The organism is Burkholderia sp. Se-20378 (assembly GCF_017104665.1).
GTDB classification, from domain to species: domain Bacteria; phylum Pseudomonadota; class Gammaproteobacteria; order Burkholderiales; family Burkholderiaceae; genus Burkholderia; species Burkholderia lata.
Map to the genome: position 1 here is coordinate 1 of NZ_JAAGPG010000173.1, position 15,789 is coordinate 15,789.

Here is a 15,789-nt window from a genome sequence, read left to right on the forward strand (position 1 = left end):
TGATCGCGCACCAGTTGCTGCTGTATCCGGTCGTCGATTGCGCGACCGAGCATCCGTCGTACGAAACGCTCGGCAACGGCTATTTCCTGACGGCGGACATGATGCGCTGGTTCAAGCACCACTATTTCGACGACGGCGCCGATCGCGCGTCGCCGCTTGCCAGCCCGCTCGCCGCGCAGGACGTCGCGGGCGCGGCGCCGGCGACGATCGTCAGCGCCGAATTCGATCCGCTGCGCGACGAGGCCGAAGCGTATGCGCTGCGTCTCGCGCAGGCCGGTACACCGGTGACGCTCGTGCGCTGGCCGGGCCAGCTTCACGGTTTCGCGAGCATGCTCGGCGCTGTCGATGCAGCCGACCGCGTGCTGACCTTCGGCGCCGACGCGCTGCGTCGCGCGTTCGACGCGACGGAGGCACCATGACACTCGCCGGCACGCTGGAGATCGTCGAAGAGTTGCGTGCGGGCCGAATGGTCCTGCTCGTCGACGAAGAGGATCGCGAGAACGAAGGCGATCTCGTGATCGCCGCCGACCACGTGACGCCCGACGCGATCAATTTCATGGCGCGCTTCGGGCGCGGGCTGATCTGCCTGACGCTGACCGCCGAGCGCTGCGAGCAGCTGAAGCTGCCGCCGATGGCCGATCACAACGGCACGCCGTTCGGTACCGCGTTCACCGTCAGCATCGAGGCGGCCGAAGGCGTGACGACCGGCATTTCGGCGGCCGATCGCGCTCATACGATCCGTGCGGCGGTGCGGGCCGGCGCCCGCCCGGACGATCTCGTGCAACCGGGCCACGTGTTCCCGATCGCCGCGCGCCCGGGCGGCGTGCTCGTGCGTGCGGGGCACACCGAGGCCGGCTGCGATCTCGCGGCGCTCGCCGGGCTCACGCCCGCATCGGTGATCTGCGAGGTGATGAACGACGACGGCACGATGGCGCGGCTGCCCGAGCTGAAGACGTTCGCCGCGCATCACGGGCTGAAGATCGGCACGATCGCCGACCTGATCCATTACCGACGCGAACACGAATCGCTCGTCGAACGCGTCGGCGAGCGGCCGCTGCATACGCCATGGGGACGATTCCGCGCGATCGAGTATCGCGACACCGTGCACGGCGCACCGCATCTCGCGCTCGTGCGCGGCGAGCCCGATCCGTCGACGCCCGTGCTGACGCGCGTGCACGAATGCCATTCGCTGCTCGACCTGCTCGATGCGGAGCCGTCCGCGCATTCGTGGCCGCTGCATGCCGCGCTGCAACGGATCGACGCGGCCGGCTGCGGGGTGGCCGTGCTGCTCGACTGCGACATGCGCGGCGACGCGATGCGGGTGCCGGCCAGCCTTGCGCGCCGGGACGGACGCGTGACGGGGATCGGCTCGCAAATCCTGCGCGAGCTCGGCGTGCGGCGGCTGAACGTGCTGTCGAGTCCGTTCCGGCTGCCTGCGCTGTCGGGGCACGACCTCGAGATCATGGCGTTCATTCCGCTCGGCGACGACGATCCAGAAAGCGCGCGGGGTGCGCACGCGAGCCCGTTGCGGGTGGCGTGAGGTTCGGGCGCTGGATGACACGCGCCACCGGTGCCCGACGAGCTATCGTGTGTTTTCGCTTGCTTTCACGCGATACAGCCTCGGGTTTGTAGCTCGCCCACGCATGCCGCCGCTCCTGTCCAACGGGATGACGGGACGGCGGCATGCCACCGCCCCGCACGCCGGCTCATCCACCCGGACGATGCGTGCCTGCACCACCACCGCACAATGGTCGCCGTGTCCATTCCCGACGCCCGCCCCCTCATGGAATCCGCCGACCTCACGACCGCGTTCAGCCCGCTGCAGATCGGCCCGCTGACGCTGCGCAACCGCCTGATCAAGTCCGCCACCAATGAGGGCATGACGCCGAACGGCGTGCCGTCGCGCGCGCTCGTGCGCTTTCACGAACGCATCGCCGAAGGTGGCGCAGCGCTGACGACTGTCGCGTACTGCGCGATCAGCGACGACGGCCGCACGTTCGTCGACCAGGCGCGGCTCGACGTGCCGACGGTGCGCCAGTTCCGCGCACTGACCGACGCCGTCCATCGCCACGGCGGCGCCGCATCGGCGCAGATCACGCACGGCGGCTGCTTCACGTTCCTGCCGTCGCTGTCGACCAGGCGGCCGTTGAGCGCATCGGGCGGCTTCAACAAGGTCGGCGTGATGAGCGGCCGCTTCCTGAAGCAGGCGATGACGCGCGACCAGATGTCGACCATCGCCGACGAATTCGCGCAGGCCGCACGCCATGCGCGCGACGCCGGCTTCGATGCAGTCGAGCTCCACATGGGGCACGGCTATCTGCTCAGCCAGTTCCTGTCGCCGTTGTACAACCGCCGCCGCGATGCATACGGCGGCGATGCGGCACGGCGTGCCACGTTCCCGGTCGAGGTGCTGCGCCGCGTGCTCGATGCGGTGGGCCGCGACCTCGCCGTCGTCTGCAAGATCGGCGTGACCGAAGGCGTGCGCGGCGGTGGTACGGCCGACGACGCTTGTGAAATCGCGCGGCGGCTCGAAGCCGAAGGCGCGCACCTGCTCGTGCTCAGCGGCGGGATGAACGTCGAATCGGTGTGGCAACTGTTCGGCAGCCCGTTGCCCGGCGACGCGCGCGCGAATGCCGACAACGCGATCGTGCGCACCGCGATGGCGCTGCAGAAGCTCACCGAGCCGAAGATGGGTGCGTTTCGCGAGATGTATTTCCTCGAACACTCGAAGAAGGTGCGTGCGGCCGTCAGGATGCCGCTCGCTTACCTCGGCGGCGTACGTTCACGCGGGAACGTCGAGCTGGCGATGCGCGAAGGGTTCGACGCGGTGGCACTTGCACGCGCGCTCGTGTTCGAGCCGGATTTCGTCAACGGGCTGCGCGACGGCCGGCTCTCGCAGTCGGGCTGCACGTCGTGCAACCGCTGTGTCGTGTCGATGTACACGCCGGGCGGCACCGCGTGCGTGCTGCACGAACCGAACGACCCCGCGCCGAATCGCGTGCCGGCCGCCGGCGCGTGAGGCTTGCCGTGTAACGCGTGACGCCCGATGTCTGACCCGGGGCCTGGCGGTTACTCAGCCGGCGTCGCGCGCGCGGGCGAGCGCCGCGAGATTCCCTTCCCCGAACCCGTGGTGCCCCATGCGCTGCACGACTTCGAAGAAGATCTCGCCGGGCCGGCGCTTGACGAAGGTCTGGAAGAACAGGCGCGGCACGCCATCGCTGCCGATCTCGCCGTCGACCAGCACCGCGCGACGGCGCAGCGCGTCGAGATCGACACCGTGCCCCGGCAGCCGTGCGTCGACGTCGTCGTAATAGCGGGCCGGCGGCTCGATGAATTCGACGCCGTTCGCACGCAGCGCATCGACGCAGGAGAGGATGTCGTCGGTGGCCAGAGCGACGTGCTGCACGCCCTCGCCCGGATGGTCGGGCAGATACGCGTGCATCAGCTCGGTGCGCCGCGTGCCTTCCTCATAGACCGGAATCCGCACCGCGCCGCACGGCGACACCATCACACGCGATTCCTCGGACACATGCCAGTGCGCGTCGATTTCGTGGATCTCGCGAAAATGCAGCAGGTCGTGGTAGAAATCCAGCCACTCCTGCATGCGCCCCACGCCGACGGTCTGCGTGAAATGATCGACCTGCTGCAGCCCGACGCCCACGCAGTCGAGATCGGTATGCGCGGTCGCGATGTCGATGGGCCGGAAATCGATGTCGAAGATGGAAATATCGCCGACGCCGCCGCGCTGGCCGTCACGCCCGCGCCAGCGGTCGATGAAATAGAGGTGCGAATCGCCGATGCCCTGGATCGCCGGAATCTTCAGCTCACCGACGCCGACCTTCTCGCCCTCGAACGCCCACGCGCCGAGCTCGATCGCCCGCTCGAACGCGCGCCGGGCGCTGGCCACGCGCAGCCCGATCGCGCAGACGCCCATCCCGTACTCCTCCGCGTAGCGCGCGGCGAACGAATCGGGCTCGGCGTTGATCAGGAAATGCATCTGCCCTTGCCGGTACAGCGTGACGTTCTTGCTGACATGCCGCGCGATCGCCTTGAACCCGAGCTGCTCGAAGCGCTGCGCGAGCGCCTCCGGCACGGGCGCCGCGAATTCGACGAATTCGAGGCCGGCCATCCCGAGCGGATTGGCAGCCGGATCGGCAACGGGCGGCGTATCGCTGGACAGGGGGTGGGAATTGCCGGGCATTCCAGTCTCCGGGGGCTTGCGGTAGATGGGGATGGCGCTCGTCGCGTGCGGCATGCGCGGCCAGGGTGGCGCCCACGCATCCGCCCCGAACGGGCGAGTTATCAATGCTGCAGATTTTAACCAGTTCGTTCACGGCGGCACACCCTGGCCAAACGGGATATCGTCACGCCGCCTAGTGCAAACCCGGAAAGCGTTCGATAATCGCACGGACTTGAACGATAATCGCGCATTCTGTCCGATTGGCCAATTGCCGCAACGCGGCGCGCGCCCTATTCTCCGTTCACCCATCGACTTCAATGCAGCATCGGACGCGGCGCCGCCACGATTCCTCGATGCGCCGTGCCAGGAGACATCGCCATGACCCCAACTTTCGACACCCTCGACGCCGCCGCCAGTGCCCGCATCCGCAGCCAGGCCCGCAAGGCCGCGATCGGCAGCTTCGTCGGCGCCGTTGTCGACTGGTACGACTTCCTGCTGTACGGGATCGTCGCCGCACTGGTATTCAATTCCGAGTTCTTCCCGAAAGTCAGCCCGACGATGGGCACGCTCGCGGCGTTCGCGACCTTCGGCGTCGGGTTCCTGTTCCGGCCGCTCGGCGGCGTCGTGTTCGGCCACTACGGCGATCGGCTCGGCCGCAAGCGGATGCTGGTGCTGACCGTGATGCTGATGGGGCTGTCGACGGTCGCGATCGGCCTGCTGCCGGCATTCTCGACGATCGGCTGGTGGGCGCCCGTGCTGCTGGTGCTGATGCGCGCGATCCAGGGTTTCGCGGTTGGCGGCGAATGGGGCGGCGCGGCGCTGATGGCCGTCGAAAGCGCACCGAAGCAGAAGAAGGCGTTCTACAGCAGCGGCGTGCAGGTTGGCTACGGTGTCGGCCTCGTGCTCGCCACGGGCATCGTGTCGATCCTGAGCCACACGCTCGGCGAGGCTGCCTTCAAGTCGTGGGGCTGGCGCCTGCCGTTCGTGTTCAGCATCGTGCTCGTGCTGATCGGGCTGTGGGTGCGCAAGAACATGGACGAATCGCAGGAGTTCGTCGAGAAGGTCGAACACGGCAACCGCAAGCTGCGCCTGCCGGTGCTGGAAGCGCTCACGCGCCATCCGAAGGCATTCCTGCTGATCATCGCGCTGCGCCTCGCCGAACTGTTCACGATGTATATCGTCACCGCGTTCGCGCTCAGCTATTCGACGACGAACCTCGGCATGTCGCGCGACCTGTTCCTGAACATCGGCCTGCTGGTGGGCGCGGTGAGCTGCGTGACGATCCCGTGTTTCGCGTGGCTGGCCGACCGCTACGGCCTGCGCCGCATCTACCTGATCGGCGCGCTGATCGGTGTCGCATCGGCGGTGCCGTTCTTCGTCGCGCTGGAGGCACGGTCGATCGCGTGGATCGTGATCTTCTCGATTTTGCTCGCAAACGCCGCGCACGACATGGTCGTGAGCGTCCAGCAGCCGCTGTTCACCGAGTTGTTCGGCGCCGAATACCGCTATAGCGGCGCGGGTGTCGGCTACCAGTTCGCGAGCGTGGTCGGCGGCGGGTTCACGCCGTTCATCGCGGTCGGCCTCGTCAGCGTGGCCGGCGGTTCGTGGCACCTTGTTGCCGGTTATCTCGCGGTGGGCTGCCTGATCTCGCTGGTGGTCGCCGCGCGGATGCGGGCGGCGCAGTAACGCAGATAAGCGTCTCCCGCTACACGCGAACGAGGCGCGGCAAACGGGCGTAAAGGCGTTCGACGAGTTGTCTAGCGTTCTCGCCGTAATGCAGCTCACGGTGGCAGTTGGGGCAAACGGCCACCGTGTTCGATACGAGATCGGGGCCTAGCTCCGCCAGCTTGCGGACATGGTGCACTTCCAAGTACGGCAGCCCGTCCGCCCCCTTGAACGGCGCGGGCTCGCGACAGCATTCGCATGTCCCGTTCGCCTGCGCCAATACCCACGCCTTGACCAACGGATCGCGGCGAATTTGGGTCACGGTCGCACTGGTGGCAGCAGGATTCGCGTTTCCCGGCGGCGGTGCAATCTGCGCCTTTTTCAACGCGTCGCGTACGTCGAGTTCGAATTTCACGGCCGGGGCCGCCGGCCGCTTCCCTAGTTCGTTGATGAATTGCTCGATCAACACACCGTTCGAGCCGACGTTTTTAGCGGGCTTGAGTCCGGGAAGCCATTGGCGGCCCATCAGCGCCAGCACATAGGAAACGTTTTGCATCCGGTACTCGAACGCTTTGGCCGTTCGATTGAACTGCCCGGCCAACCTGGCGTACACGGCCTTCTTGACGTAAGGCTGCCCTGCACGCTCGCTCTCGAGCATTTTGAGATATTCGTCGACTGAAGAACGGAGTTCCTCGTGTGTCCATGGTCTGCCATCAGCATTCGAAGAAACGTCGTCAGGTACGAGGGATTTTGGTGTTGGCGTCGACATGAAGGGGCGCATTCGGGAGTCTGGCTTCGATTTTACGAGATAAGAAACCGATCCGATCCTGGTCGCCAGGGCTGACTCCTTCCATTTTTGTGCGGCCGTCTCACCGTTGGATCGCCGATATCGTCCGCGTCCAACGTCAAACACCGTCAATCACCCACCCCGATTCCCCCTTTTCCCCTCTGAACATTCCACGCCGCCCGCCGACCAATGGCATCATATGGGCCTACGTCAGTCACCGATACGCCCCCATATCATGTCGAATCTCATCGTCCACGGCGGCACTCCGCTGCGCGGGGACATCAAGCCGTCCGCGAACAAGAACGCCGTCCTGCCGATTCTGTGCGCCACCCTGTTGACCGATCAGCCGCTGCGCCTCATCGGCGTGCCGGATATCACCGACGTGCGCAAGATCCTCGACATCTTCCGCACGCTCGGCAGCGACGTGTCGGTCGACTTCACTACCGGCCTGCTCGAACTCCACCATCGCAACACGAAATTCGATCCGGCCGTCCATCGGCTGCCGGAAGCGATGCGCTCGTCGATCATGCTGATCCCGCCGCTGCTCGCGCGCTTCGGCGTCGCGCGCCTCGAGAACGACGTGAAGGGCTGCACGCTCGGCGTGCGCGAGATCGATCCGCACGTCGAAGTGTTCGAACGCTTCGGCGCGCACATCGAGCGCACGCCCGATTCGCTGATCGTCCGCACCGACGGCCCGCTGACGGCCAACGACCACTGGCTCGACTACGCGTCGGTGACGACCACGGAAAACTTCGCGCTGTGCGCGACGACCGCGAACGGCACGTCCACGCTGATGAACGCCGCGTCCGAGCCGCACGTGCAGGAGTTCTGCCAGTTCCTCGCGATGATCGGCGTCGCGATCGAAGGCATCGGCACGTCGCGGCTCTGCGTGACGGGCGGCCGCAAGCTCGGCGGCGGCGAGTTCCGCTTCGCCGAGGATTTCCACGAGATCGCGACGTTCCTCGCGCTCGGCGCGATCACGGGCGGCGACATCACGGTGCGCAACTCGTCGCCCGAGCATTTCCCGCTGATCGACCGTACGTTCGCGAAGTTCGGCGTCAACGTCACGCACCGCGACGGCTGGTCGCGCGCGGAACGCGACGGCCCGCTGCGCGTGCGCCGGCCGTTCACGCAGAACATCCTCACCAAGGTCGAAGCCGCGCCGTGGCCGTACCTGCCGGTCGACCTGCTGCCGATCTTCATCGCGCTCGGCGTGCGCGCGGAGGGCAGCGCGATGTTCTGGAACAAGGTGTACGACGGCGCGCTCGGCTGGTCCGGCGAACTGTCGAAGTTCGGCGCGCACGTGCTGCTGTCCGATCCGCATCGTCTGATCACGTTCGGCGGGCTGCAACTGACGCCGGCGCGCGTCGAGAGCCCGTACATCATCCGCGTCGCGATCGCGCTGCTGATGGTGGCCGCGAGCATCGAAGGCCGCTCGGAAATCATGAACGCACTGCCGATCCGCCGCGCGCACCCGCACTTCGTCGAGAACCTGCGCTCGGTCGGCGCGAACGTCGAGTGGACGAGCAGCGAGTAAGACCCTGACGGTACGGCGCAGGTCATCCGGGCGCCGTACCATCCTCCGCACCCGGTCGGCGGCCGCGCCGGCCGCCTCCTCCCGCGTTACTCGCCTCCCCCGCAATCGACATCGCCACCGCCCATGTGGTCGAACCCGTAGAGCATCACGGCCGTCGTGCCTCGCGCGGGGTTGCTCGGGCGCTTCGCGAGGCTTTGGTCGAGCGGGGCCGACGGATACTGGACACTCGTGTCCATCAGGTTGCCCGGCTCCGTCCGCAACTCCGCTTCGGTCAGCTTGCTCCCTTCCGCGCGCGGCAGCCCGAACGCCTTGCGCACGTCCGCTTCATTCCACGTTCCCTTCAGCGTGACGGTCACCATCTGCAGCCTGCCTTGCTCCCAGTCCAGCTCGACCTTCGTCGCGAGCGGATGCACGCTGGCCGCGAGCCGGTCGGGGAACGCCGGGCCCTCGTAGTACGCCGTCGTGTTCTTGCACGCATCACCGGTGTTCCGGTACTTCTTCAACGCGCAATTGAAGCGCTTGTCACGGTAGCCGAAGGTCGTTTCGACGTAGCAGCCGAATGTCGGCGATGTCATGCGCGGCCACGCACGCACATCGACGGTCGGCTTCGGGAGCGGCGTGCCGGACGAAGGATTCGCCGCGGCAAGCAGCGGCACGGCCGTGACGAGCACGGCCAACACGGATTCGCGAATTTTCATTGTTCTGTTCCAGTCGAGGCGGCGATTCTAGCGCGGCTTCGCCAGAGCAATCGACCCTGCAATGCGGCGCAATAGCCGCAAGACTTTCGGCATGTATTCCACATAAGGCGCGCACGTCAGGCTGATCCGGTCGTTCGGCGGGTCGCCGGTTGTCGTCGACGGTCATGTTCCGGCTCGGGGCACACATCCGGCGTCGAATCGTACAAGCCCCGGCTGCGTGTCGCGGCAGAGCCGATCTGCGCGATAATCGCCCATTCGCGCGCGATTACCGCGCACTCAGCCCTCTTCCGACGATGAAAAAGCCCGAACTCGACCGACGCGACTGGATTGCCGGCCTCGAAAAAGGCCTGGCGATCCTCGAGGCGTTCGACAGCCAGCATGCGCGCATGACGCCCACCCAGGCCGCCGCGCGCACCGGCCTCACGCGCACGGCCGCGCGGCGCTATCTGCTGACGCTCGAATCGCTCGGCTACGTGTACACCGACGGCAAGCTGTACGGCCTCACGCCGCGCGTGCTGCGGGTCGGCTGGTCGTACTTCGATTCGGCGCGCCTGCCGCGCACGGTCCAGCCCTATCTGCAGCAATTGAGCGCTTCGCTGAACGAGTCGGCGTACGTGAGCGTGCTCGACGGCTGGGAACTCGTGTTCATCGCGCGCAACGGCGTGTCGCGCGTGATGACGACCGGTTTCGTGCTCGGCGCGCGCGTGCCGGCGCCGCTCACGTCGCCGGGCGTCGTGCTGCTCGCCCACCATCCCGATCGCGAAGCCGTGCGCACGTGGCTCGACGACACCGAACTGCCGCCGTTCACGCCGCACACGATCACCAACAAGGCGCGCCTGCTCGAACAGGTCGACCAGGCACGCGACGCCGGGTTCGCGGCGATCGAACAGCAATTGCAGGTCGGCGTGCGCGGGATCGCGGTACCGCTGAAGAACCGTCACGGCGAAGTGGTCGCCGCGCTGAGCACGAACATGCCGATCGGCGCGGAGACGACCGATGCGGCCGTGCGGCGCTTCCTGCCGCACCTGCAGGAAGCCGCGCTCGCGATGCTGAATGTGCTGTAGCGGCAGCACGCACCCAGGCCGCGTCCACAGCCGCCCGATCTCGCTACGCGACGGATGGCACCCGCTTGCCGGAATCGGCCGTCTGCCGGCAGCGCTTCTTCCGTCTCACCCGATTCGCCACCACCGCGGCAGCAGATCGCGCACTTCGCGCCGCCGGTAGCGGTCGTCGATCAGATGCACGACGCCTTCGTCGTGCTCGGTGCGGATCACGCGCCCGGCCGCCTGCACGACCTTCTGCAAGCCCGGATACAGGTACATGTAGTCGTAGCCGTTGCCGAAGCGCGCGTCCATCGCACGCCGCATCTGCTCGTTGACGTCATTGACCTGCGGCAGCCCGAGCGTCGCGATGAACGCGCCGATCAGCCGCTCGCCGACCAGGTCCACGCCTTCCGAGAACGCACCGCCCAGCACCGCGAAGCCGACGCCGCGCCCACCCGCGTCGAAGCGCGCGAGAAACGCGTCACGCTCGCTTTCGGCCATGCCGGGCGCCTGCGCCCAGACGGGCACGTCCGGATGCCGCGTCTGCATCAGCGCGACCACGCGCCCCAGGTAGTCGAAGCTGCTCAGGAAGCCGAGGTAGTTGCCGGGCCGCGTCGCGTATTGCGCGGCGATCAGGTCGACGATCGGTTCGAGCGAACGGTCGCGGTCGCGCCAGCGCGTCGAAACGTGGCTCGCGACGCGCACCGTCAGTTGCTCGGCGCGGAACGGCCCGTCGACGTCGAGCCAGCCCGTGTCGCCGGGCAACCCGAGCGTGTCGCGGTAGAAGTGAAACGGGCTCAGCGTGCCGGAGAACAGCACGGTCGCGCACGCGGCTTCGTAGCGCGGCGCGAGAAAGCCGGCCGGAATCACGTTGCGCACGCACAGCGTCGACTGGACGCGGCGCCGGCGGCCGGCCGACGCAACGCCGTCGAGCGCCGGCTGGCGCGGCATCGGTTCGCCGTGCAGCGTCGCGTCGAAGATCGACGCGCTGTCGAACGCTTCGGCAAGCACGCCGAACTGGATCGCCTCGAAATGAAACCGCAGCAGTGCGTCGCCGTTCGCGCGCGGCGCGTCGGCCAGATGTTCGCCGATCGCCGCGACGAGGTTCTGCACGGCCGACACGATCGGGCCCGGTATCTCCGGATACGCGGCATACCGCTCGGCCTGCGCGCGACTGACCGTGCCCCAGGCGCGGGCGAGCCGGTCGAACGCCTTGCGCAGCGCCGCGGGCGCAGCCTCGCGGGCCGCCGCGAATGCGAACGGGTCGAGCGACGCGCTGTACATCTTGCGCGCGCGATCGAGCAGGTTGTGCGCTTCGTCGACGAGCACGCCGACCCGCCACTGGTTCTGCTGCGCGAGCGTGTGCAGCATCGCGCTGCCGTCGTAGTAGTAGTTGTAGTCGCCGATCACCATGTCGGACCAGCGCGCGAGCTCTTGCGAGAGGTAGTACGGGCAGACGTCGTGCGCGAGCGCGGCCGCGCGCACCGTGTCGCGGTCGAGCAGCCCGGCGTCGATCGCCGCATCGCGCGCGGCCGGCAGCCGGTCGTAGAAGCCTTTCGCGAGCGGGCACGATTCGCCGTGGCACGCGCTGTCTGGATGCTCGCACGCCTTGTCGCGCGCGACGAGTTCCAGCACGCGCAGCGGCAGCTCGGGCGTGCCGGCGCCGAGCGTCGTTGCCGCTTCGAGCGCGAGCGCGCGGCCGGGCGTTTTCGCGGTGAGGAAGTACACGTGGTCGAGCTCGCCCTCGCCGCAGGCCTTCAGCAGCGGAAACACGGTGCCGACCGTCTTGCCGATGCCGGTCGGCGCCTGCGCCATCAGGCAACGCTCGTCGCGTGCCGCGCGATACACGGCCACCGCCAGCTCGCGCTGGCCGCTCCGGAACTGCCCGTTCGGCAACGCGAGCGCGCGCAGCGCTGCATCACGCGCCGCGCGGTGGGCCGTCTCGCGCTCGGCCCAGCCGACGAAGCACGCGCATTGCTCGGCGAAGAACGTCGCGAGCTCGGCCGCTCCAAGCGTTTGCGTCAGCGTCGTCTCGCGTTCGGACACGATGTCGAAATAGACGAGCGCGACGTCGATTTCCTGGAAGCCGCGCGCGTCGCACATCAGGTGCGCATAGACCTTCGCCTGCGCCCAATGCAGCGCGCGGTGGTTGGCCGGCATCGCATCGAGGCTGCCGCGATAGGTCTTGATTTCCTCGAGGCGATTCGCCACCGGATCGTAGCCGTCCGCGCGGCCGCGCACGGTGAGCGTGCCCCACGTGCCCGTCAGCGCGATCTCGGTTTCGTAGCGGGCGCCACGGTTCGACGTGACCGCTCCGTGGCCGGCAATGCCTTCGAGCGCGGTCGGCGCGGGCGTGAAGCGCAGGTCGAGATCGCCGCGTCGCGCGGTGAACTCGCACATCACCCGCACCGCGACGACGTAGCTCATGCGGACAGACCCGCCGCTTCGATGTGTACGACGCCCTCACCGGCCCACTCGACGTCGATCACGCGCACCGGGATGCCGTGCGCGACGCAGTACGCGAGCCAGCGCGTCTGGTTGTCCTGCAGGCGGTCGCCAGGGCCTTTCACCTCGACGAGTTCGTAGCGGCGCTCGCCGGGCCAGAAGCGGACGAGATCGGGCAGCCCCGACCGGTTGCTGCGGATATCCGCGAGCAGGCGCGTGAACCACAGCCGCAGGTGCTCGGGCGGCAGGCACGCGAGCGCCTCGTCGAGCAGTTCGTCGGTCAGCACGCCCCAGAACACGAACGGCGATTGCAGCCCCGCCTTCGTCGCGAAATGCCGGCGGATCGTGTCGCGATACGCGCCTGAATCGAGTTGCGCGAAGCATGCGGCGAACGCGTCCGCACGACGCGCGACGAAATCGGGCGCGTGCAGGTCGGCCGGACCGCGCTGGAACGGGTGGAAGAACGCACCGGGCACCGCGGCGAATACGGGTTCCCAGCACAGCAGCCCGAACAGCGAATTGATCAGCGTGTTTTCGACGTAATGGACTGGCGAAGCCGGTTGCGCGAGATGGTCGCGCACCGCGAATTCGACGCTGACGAACGCGTCGGGGCGCGCAAGCACGAGCGTTTCGCGCGGCACGTCCGCTGCCGCGGCTGCACGTTCGACGCGCTGCCCGAGCCGGCGCTGCAGGCGCGGCAGCATGCGCTCGACACGCTGGCGCTCCTCGTCGCTCTCGAAGCCGCCGCGCGCATCGAGCGCCAGCGCGAGCGCATCGTCGTCACGCCCGCAGCGTTCGAGCACACGGATACGTCGATGGCGGCTGCCGGGCCATGCGCTGCGCACATACGCGTCGAGTGCAGCGGCCCAGTCGGCGCGGCGTTCGCAGGTTTGCCCGAGCGCGAACAGCAGCTTCGCGCGACGTGTCGCAAGCCACGGCTGCGCGCAACCGACCGCGTCGATGGCGCGCATCAGGTCGTCGAACGGCAGATCGTCGGGCCACGCGTCGAGCGCATCGCGGCACATCTGCAGCGCGAGATACGCATCGACGTCGCCGCGCTGCTGGAACGCGCGCGACGACGGCGCGATCGGCACGTTTTCGTACTGGAATACGCCGAGATCGGCGAGCACGAACTCGCTCCAGTCCTGATGCAGATTGCCGAAGAACATCAGGCGCAGCCGGTCGCACAGCGCGCCGACCGTCACGCGCAGCACGCGGTCGCCGGCCTGTGCGCACCACGCATCGAGCGATTGCGCGACGTCGTGCGCGGGACGCAGCCGTTCGAGCCATTCGGGCTTGCGCTCGCCCGCATGCGCGGCAAGTGCCGGAAAGATGCGCAGCAGATCAGCCTTGGTCGACAGCGCGAACAGTTCGTCGAGCGTCAGCGCGGGCGCCGGATCGACCCAGCCGAGGTCGACGAGCGGCGCGGCCGCGTCGAGCGTGCAGCCGATTTCGTCGTACACGAGCTTGCTGGCGCGGAAGTCGGCGCCGTTGCGCATCAGCATCCGCACGAGCAGCGCGCGCGACGCCTGCGGCAGTGTTGCGAACTGGCGAACGAACGCGTGCTCGTGTTCGTCGAACAGGTCGTCGTAACGCGCGCCGAGCCAGGCCAGCGCGCGTTCGAAATTGGTCAGGTAGTAAAACGCCGGGGGCGTCGGCGATGCAGGCGTCACGGGGATTGATCACTGTACATTTGTACAGGTCGGAATCATATCAAATGTGACGGCAAATGCCGCGCGCTCCATCGGCCATCGGCCGCCCGGCCCCGCTCAGAACTGGTAATTCACCGACATGTCGAACACGCCGTTGGTCGACTGCTGCGTGATCGGGCTGCGCGCGGCGCGGCCGACGAGCTGCTCGATCGCGCCGTCGATCGTGACGAACCAGTGCTTGTTCACGAACCAGGCCATCGTCACGCCCGCGCCGAACGACTTCATCCCGGCCCCCGACGAATAGGCCGGCAGCCCGGAACGCGCGGCGGCGCCCTGACTCACGCCGAACCAGCTGTTCATGTAGCGCGAATCGGCGAACGACACGGTCGGCCCCGCGAACCAGAAGAAATGCTCGTTGCTGCCCGGCAGCGGCATGTACGCGGAGAAATCGCCGACCCAGCCGTTCGAGCCGCCGATGCTGCGCCGGATATCCGCGCGCAGCACGAGCGGAAATTCCTTCGAGATCACGTAGTCGGCCGCCAGTTTCATCACCGGGGCCGCGTTGATGTTGTCGAGGCCGTTCAGGTGCTGGATATCGTCGGCCGAGCGGCGCCCGAGGTCGTAACCGACGGACAGGCTCACGCGCCAGTTCGGCCCGCGCAGCACGTTCGCGCCGAGCCCCTCGCCCGTCGACAGGAAGAACAGGTCGCGATAGCGGATGTCGACGTTCGGGCCGCCCATCACGCGATAGCGGTCGGAGCCCGCATAGCGCGGCTGCAGCGTCATGGCAGCGCCCACGCTGATGTCCCAGGTGGAGATGTTCGGATCGTAGAGTTTTTCGAGCGGCACGCCCGCCGAGTATTGCCACTCGCCGAGCGGCGAAGGCGTCTGGGCCGACGCATCGCGGGCGCCAGCCGCGGCGAGCGCCGCGCAGGCCGACACACCGGAAACGAACCGGCGTGCGCCGGGTGACAGCAATGGGCGAGCAACAGTCATCAAGGTCCCCGTCGGTTGCGCGAAACGAACCTGAAGTAAAGCGCCTTGCGCCTCTTCGGCTGCAGCGGCTGGCAGCCTGCGGCGCGAACGTAGCGTGCGCTGAATTAACGGACATCCTACGCGACGCGCGCGCAGACGCAAAGCGCCCGCTGCGTGCGGGCACTTTGCCGTGCGCAGGACCGTCTTTTGAAGCGGGGTGGAATCAGAATCGCTCGACGTGATAGTCGCCGGCCAGCGCGGCCGGGCTGCGCGTCGACATCATCCGCGAGAAGCCGTCGGCGAGCCGACCGAGCGCGAGCTGCTTCTGGCTCGCGTCCCAGTGCGTATAGGTGTCGTACGCGGCATCGTCGAACGACACGGTGACGGCAACCGGGTGGCCGCTGGCGCGAAAACCGATCTGCAGCACGCCGCCGGGCAGTTCCTCGATGTGATAGCGCAACGAGCGCGATTCGAAATAGCGGCCCAGCACCTGAGCGATCGCGCGCTTGTCTGGCGATTGCACGTGAATGTCCATGAGGGTCCTCCTTTTTTCAGTGTTCGCGCGGACGGTTGTGATGCATCCCCTCCCGGCATCCGCATCGGCGGCGGGTGCGACGGCGGGTCGCCTTGCGGCAGCCCGTCCGGCACGGGCGGATCGACGGGATCGTCGTGCCCGGGCGTCGGGTCCGGGTCGACGTCGGGTGTCGTCGGTTCGGGGCGGTGCAGCGTGAATGGCGTATTCATGTCTCTCCTGCGCGACGGCGCGCGCATCTCGATGGCGCCGTCATCGCGCGCAAGCGGCGTGCC

14 protein-coding genes are annotated in these 15,789 nt (G+C 67.7%); 7 read left to right on the forward strand and 7 right to left on the reverse strand.

Features of this window, described 5'->3' with window-relative positions; all coding sequences use genetic code 11:
* From G3N93_RS19010 to G3N93_RS19020, 3 genes are all read left to right on the forward strand, one after another.
* A partial coding sequence (locus tag G3N93_RS19010) for an alpha/beta hydrolase fold domain-containing protein (RefSeq protein WP_206133710.1) occupies positions 1-419 on the forward strand: 419 nt, incomplete at its 5' end.
* A complete protein-coding gene (gene ribBA / locus G3N93_RS19015) occupies positions 416-1,540 on the forward strand; it encodes a bifunctional 3,4-dihydroxy-2-butanone-4-phosphate synthase/GTP cyclohydrolase II (RefSeq protein WP_206133711.1) in 1,125 nt (374 codons plus the stop codon). The genes G3N93_RS19010 and ribBA, both read left to right, overlap by 4 nt.
* A gap of 243 nt (positions 1,541-1,783) precedes the next feature.
* Positions 1,784-3,019 carry an NADH:flavin oxidoreductase gene (locus tag G3N93_RS19020; protein ID WP_206133712.1) on the forward strand — a complete coding sequence of 412 codons (1,236 nt, stop codon included), beginning with the start codon at positions 1,784-1,786 and terminating at the stop codon, positions 3,017-3,019.
* Between the two features lie 54 nt (positions 3,020-3,073).
* Here the strand turns inward: G3N93_RS19020 and G3N93_RS19025 are convergent, their stop codons facing one another.
* Entirely contained in the window at positions 3,074-4,201 is a 1,128-nt protein-coding gene (locus G3N93_RS19025; protein WP_206133713.1) for a 4-hydroxyphenylpyruvate dioxygenase family protein, read from the reverse strand.
* 357 nt (positions 4,202-4,558) lie between these two features.
* Between G3N93_RS19025 and shiA the strand changes: the two genes are divergently transcribed.
* Positions 4,559-5,866, forward strand: coding sequence for a shikimate transporter (gene shiA, locus G3N93_RS19030; protein ID WP_174935297.1), 1,308 nt, complete (start codon positions 4,559-4,561; stop codon positions 5,864-5,866).
* Positions 5,867-5,885: 19 nt separating this feature from the next.
* Here the strand turns inward: shiA and G3N93_RS19035 are convergent, their stop codons facing one another.
* Positions 5,886-6,503 carry an HNH endonuclease gene (locus G3N93_RS19035; protein ID WP_241026596.1) on the reverse strand — a complete coding sequence of 206 codons (618 nt, stop codon included), beginning with the start codon at positions 6,501-6,503 and terminating at the stop codon, positions 5,886-5,888.
* Positions 6,504-6,867: 364 nt separating this feature from the next.
* Between G3N93_RS19035 and G3N93_RS19040 the strand changes: the two genes are divergently transcribed.
* Positions 6,868-8,169, forward strand: a complete 1,302-nt coding sequence (locus G3N93_RS19040) for a UDP-N-acetylglucosamine 1-carboxyvinyltransferase (RefSeq protein ID WP_060359039.1) — start codon at positions 6,868-6,870, stop codon at positions 8,167-8,169.
* 86 nt (positions 8,170-8,255) lie between these two features.
* Here the strand turns inward: G3N93_RS19040 and G3N93_RS19045 are convergent, their stop codons facing one another.
* Positions 8,256-8,867 (reverse strand): hypothetical protein, encoded by a 612-nt coding sequence (locus G3N93_RS19045; RefSeq protein ID WP_206133715.1) that lies wholly within the window; start codon positions 8,865-8,867, stop codon positions 8,256-8,258.
* A 293-nt stretch (positions 8,868-9,160) separates the two neighbouring features.
* On the opposite strand from G3N93_RS19045, the gene G3N93_RS19050 reads away from it, so the two are divergent.
* On the forward strand, positions 9,161-9,931 hold the full coding sequence (locus tag G3N93_RS19050; protein WP_206133716.1) for an IclR family transcriptional regulator C-terminal domain-containing protein: 771 nt from the start codon (positions 9,161-9,163) through the stop codon (positions 9,929-9,931).
* A 105-nt stretch (positions 9,932-10,036) separates the two neighbouring features.
* Here the strand turns inward: G3N93_RS19050 and G3N93_RS19055 are convergent, their stop codons facing one another.
* From G3N93_RS19055 to G3N93_RS19070, 4 genes are all read right to left on the reverse strand, one after another.
* Complete coding sequence (locus tag G3N93_RS19055; protein WP_206133717.1) at positions 10,037-12,337, reverse strand: ATP-dependent DNA helicase; 2,301 nt, start codon at positions 12,335-12,337, stop codon at positions 10,037-10,039.
* Entirely contained in the window at positions 12,334-14,028 is a 1,695-nt protein-coding gene (locus tag G3N93_RS19060; RefSeq protein WP_206133718.1) for a VRR-NUC domain-containing protein, read from the reverse strand. Before G3N93_RS19060 ends, G3N93_RS19055 begins: the two co-directional genes overlap by 4 nt.
* 96 nt (positions 14,029-14,124) lie before the next feature.
* The gene (locus G3N93_RS19065; RefSeq protein ID WP_174935313.1) at positions 14,125-15,003 is read right to left on the reverse strand and encodes a MipA/OmpV family protein; all 879 of its coding nucleotides are present in this window, start codon (positions 15,001-15,003) and stop codon (positions 14,125-14,127) included.
* Positions 15,004-15,205: 202 nt separating this feature from the next.
* Positions 15,206-15,517, reverse strand: coding sequence for a hypothetical protein (locus G3N93_RS19070; protein WP_011355236.1), 312 nt, complete (start codon positions 15,515-15,517; stop codon positions 15,206-15,208).
* 92 nt (positions 15,518-15,609) lie between these two features.
* Between G3N93_RS19070 and G3N93_RS19075 the strand changes: the two genes are divergently transcribed.
* Positions 15,610-15,789 (forward strand): hypothetical protein (locus tag G3N93_RS19075; protein WP_206133719.1); only part of this gene is annotated, 180 nt, incomplete at its 3' end.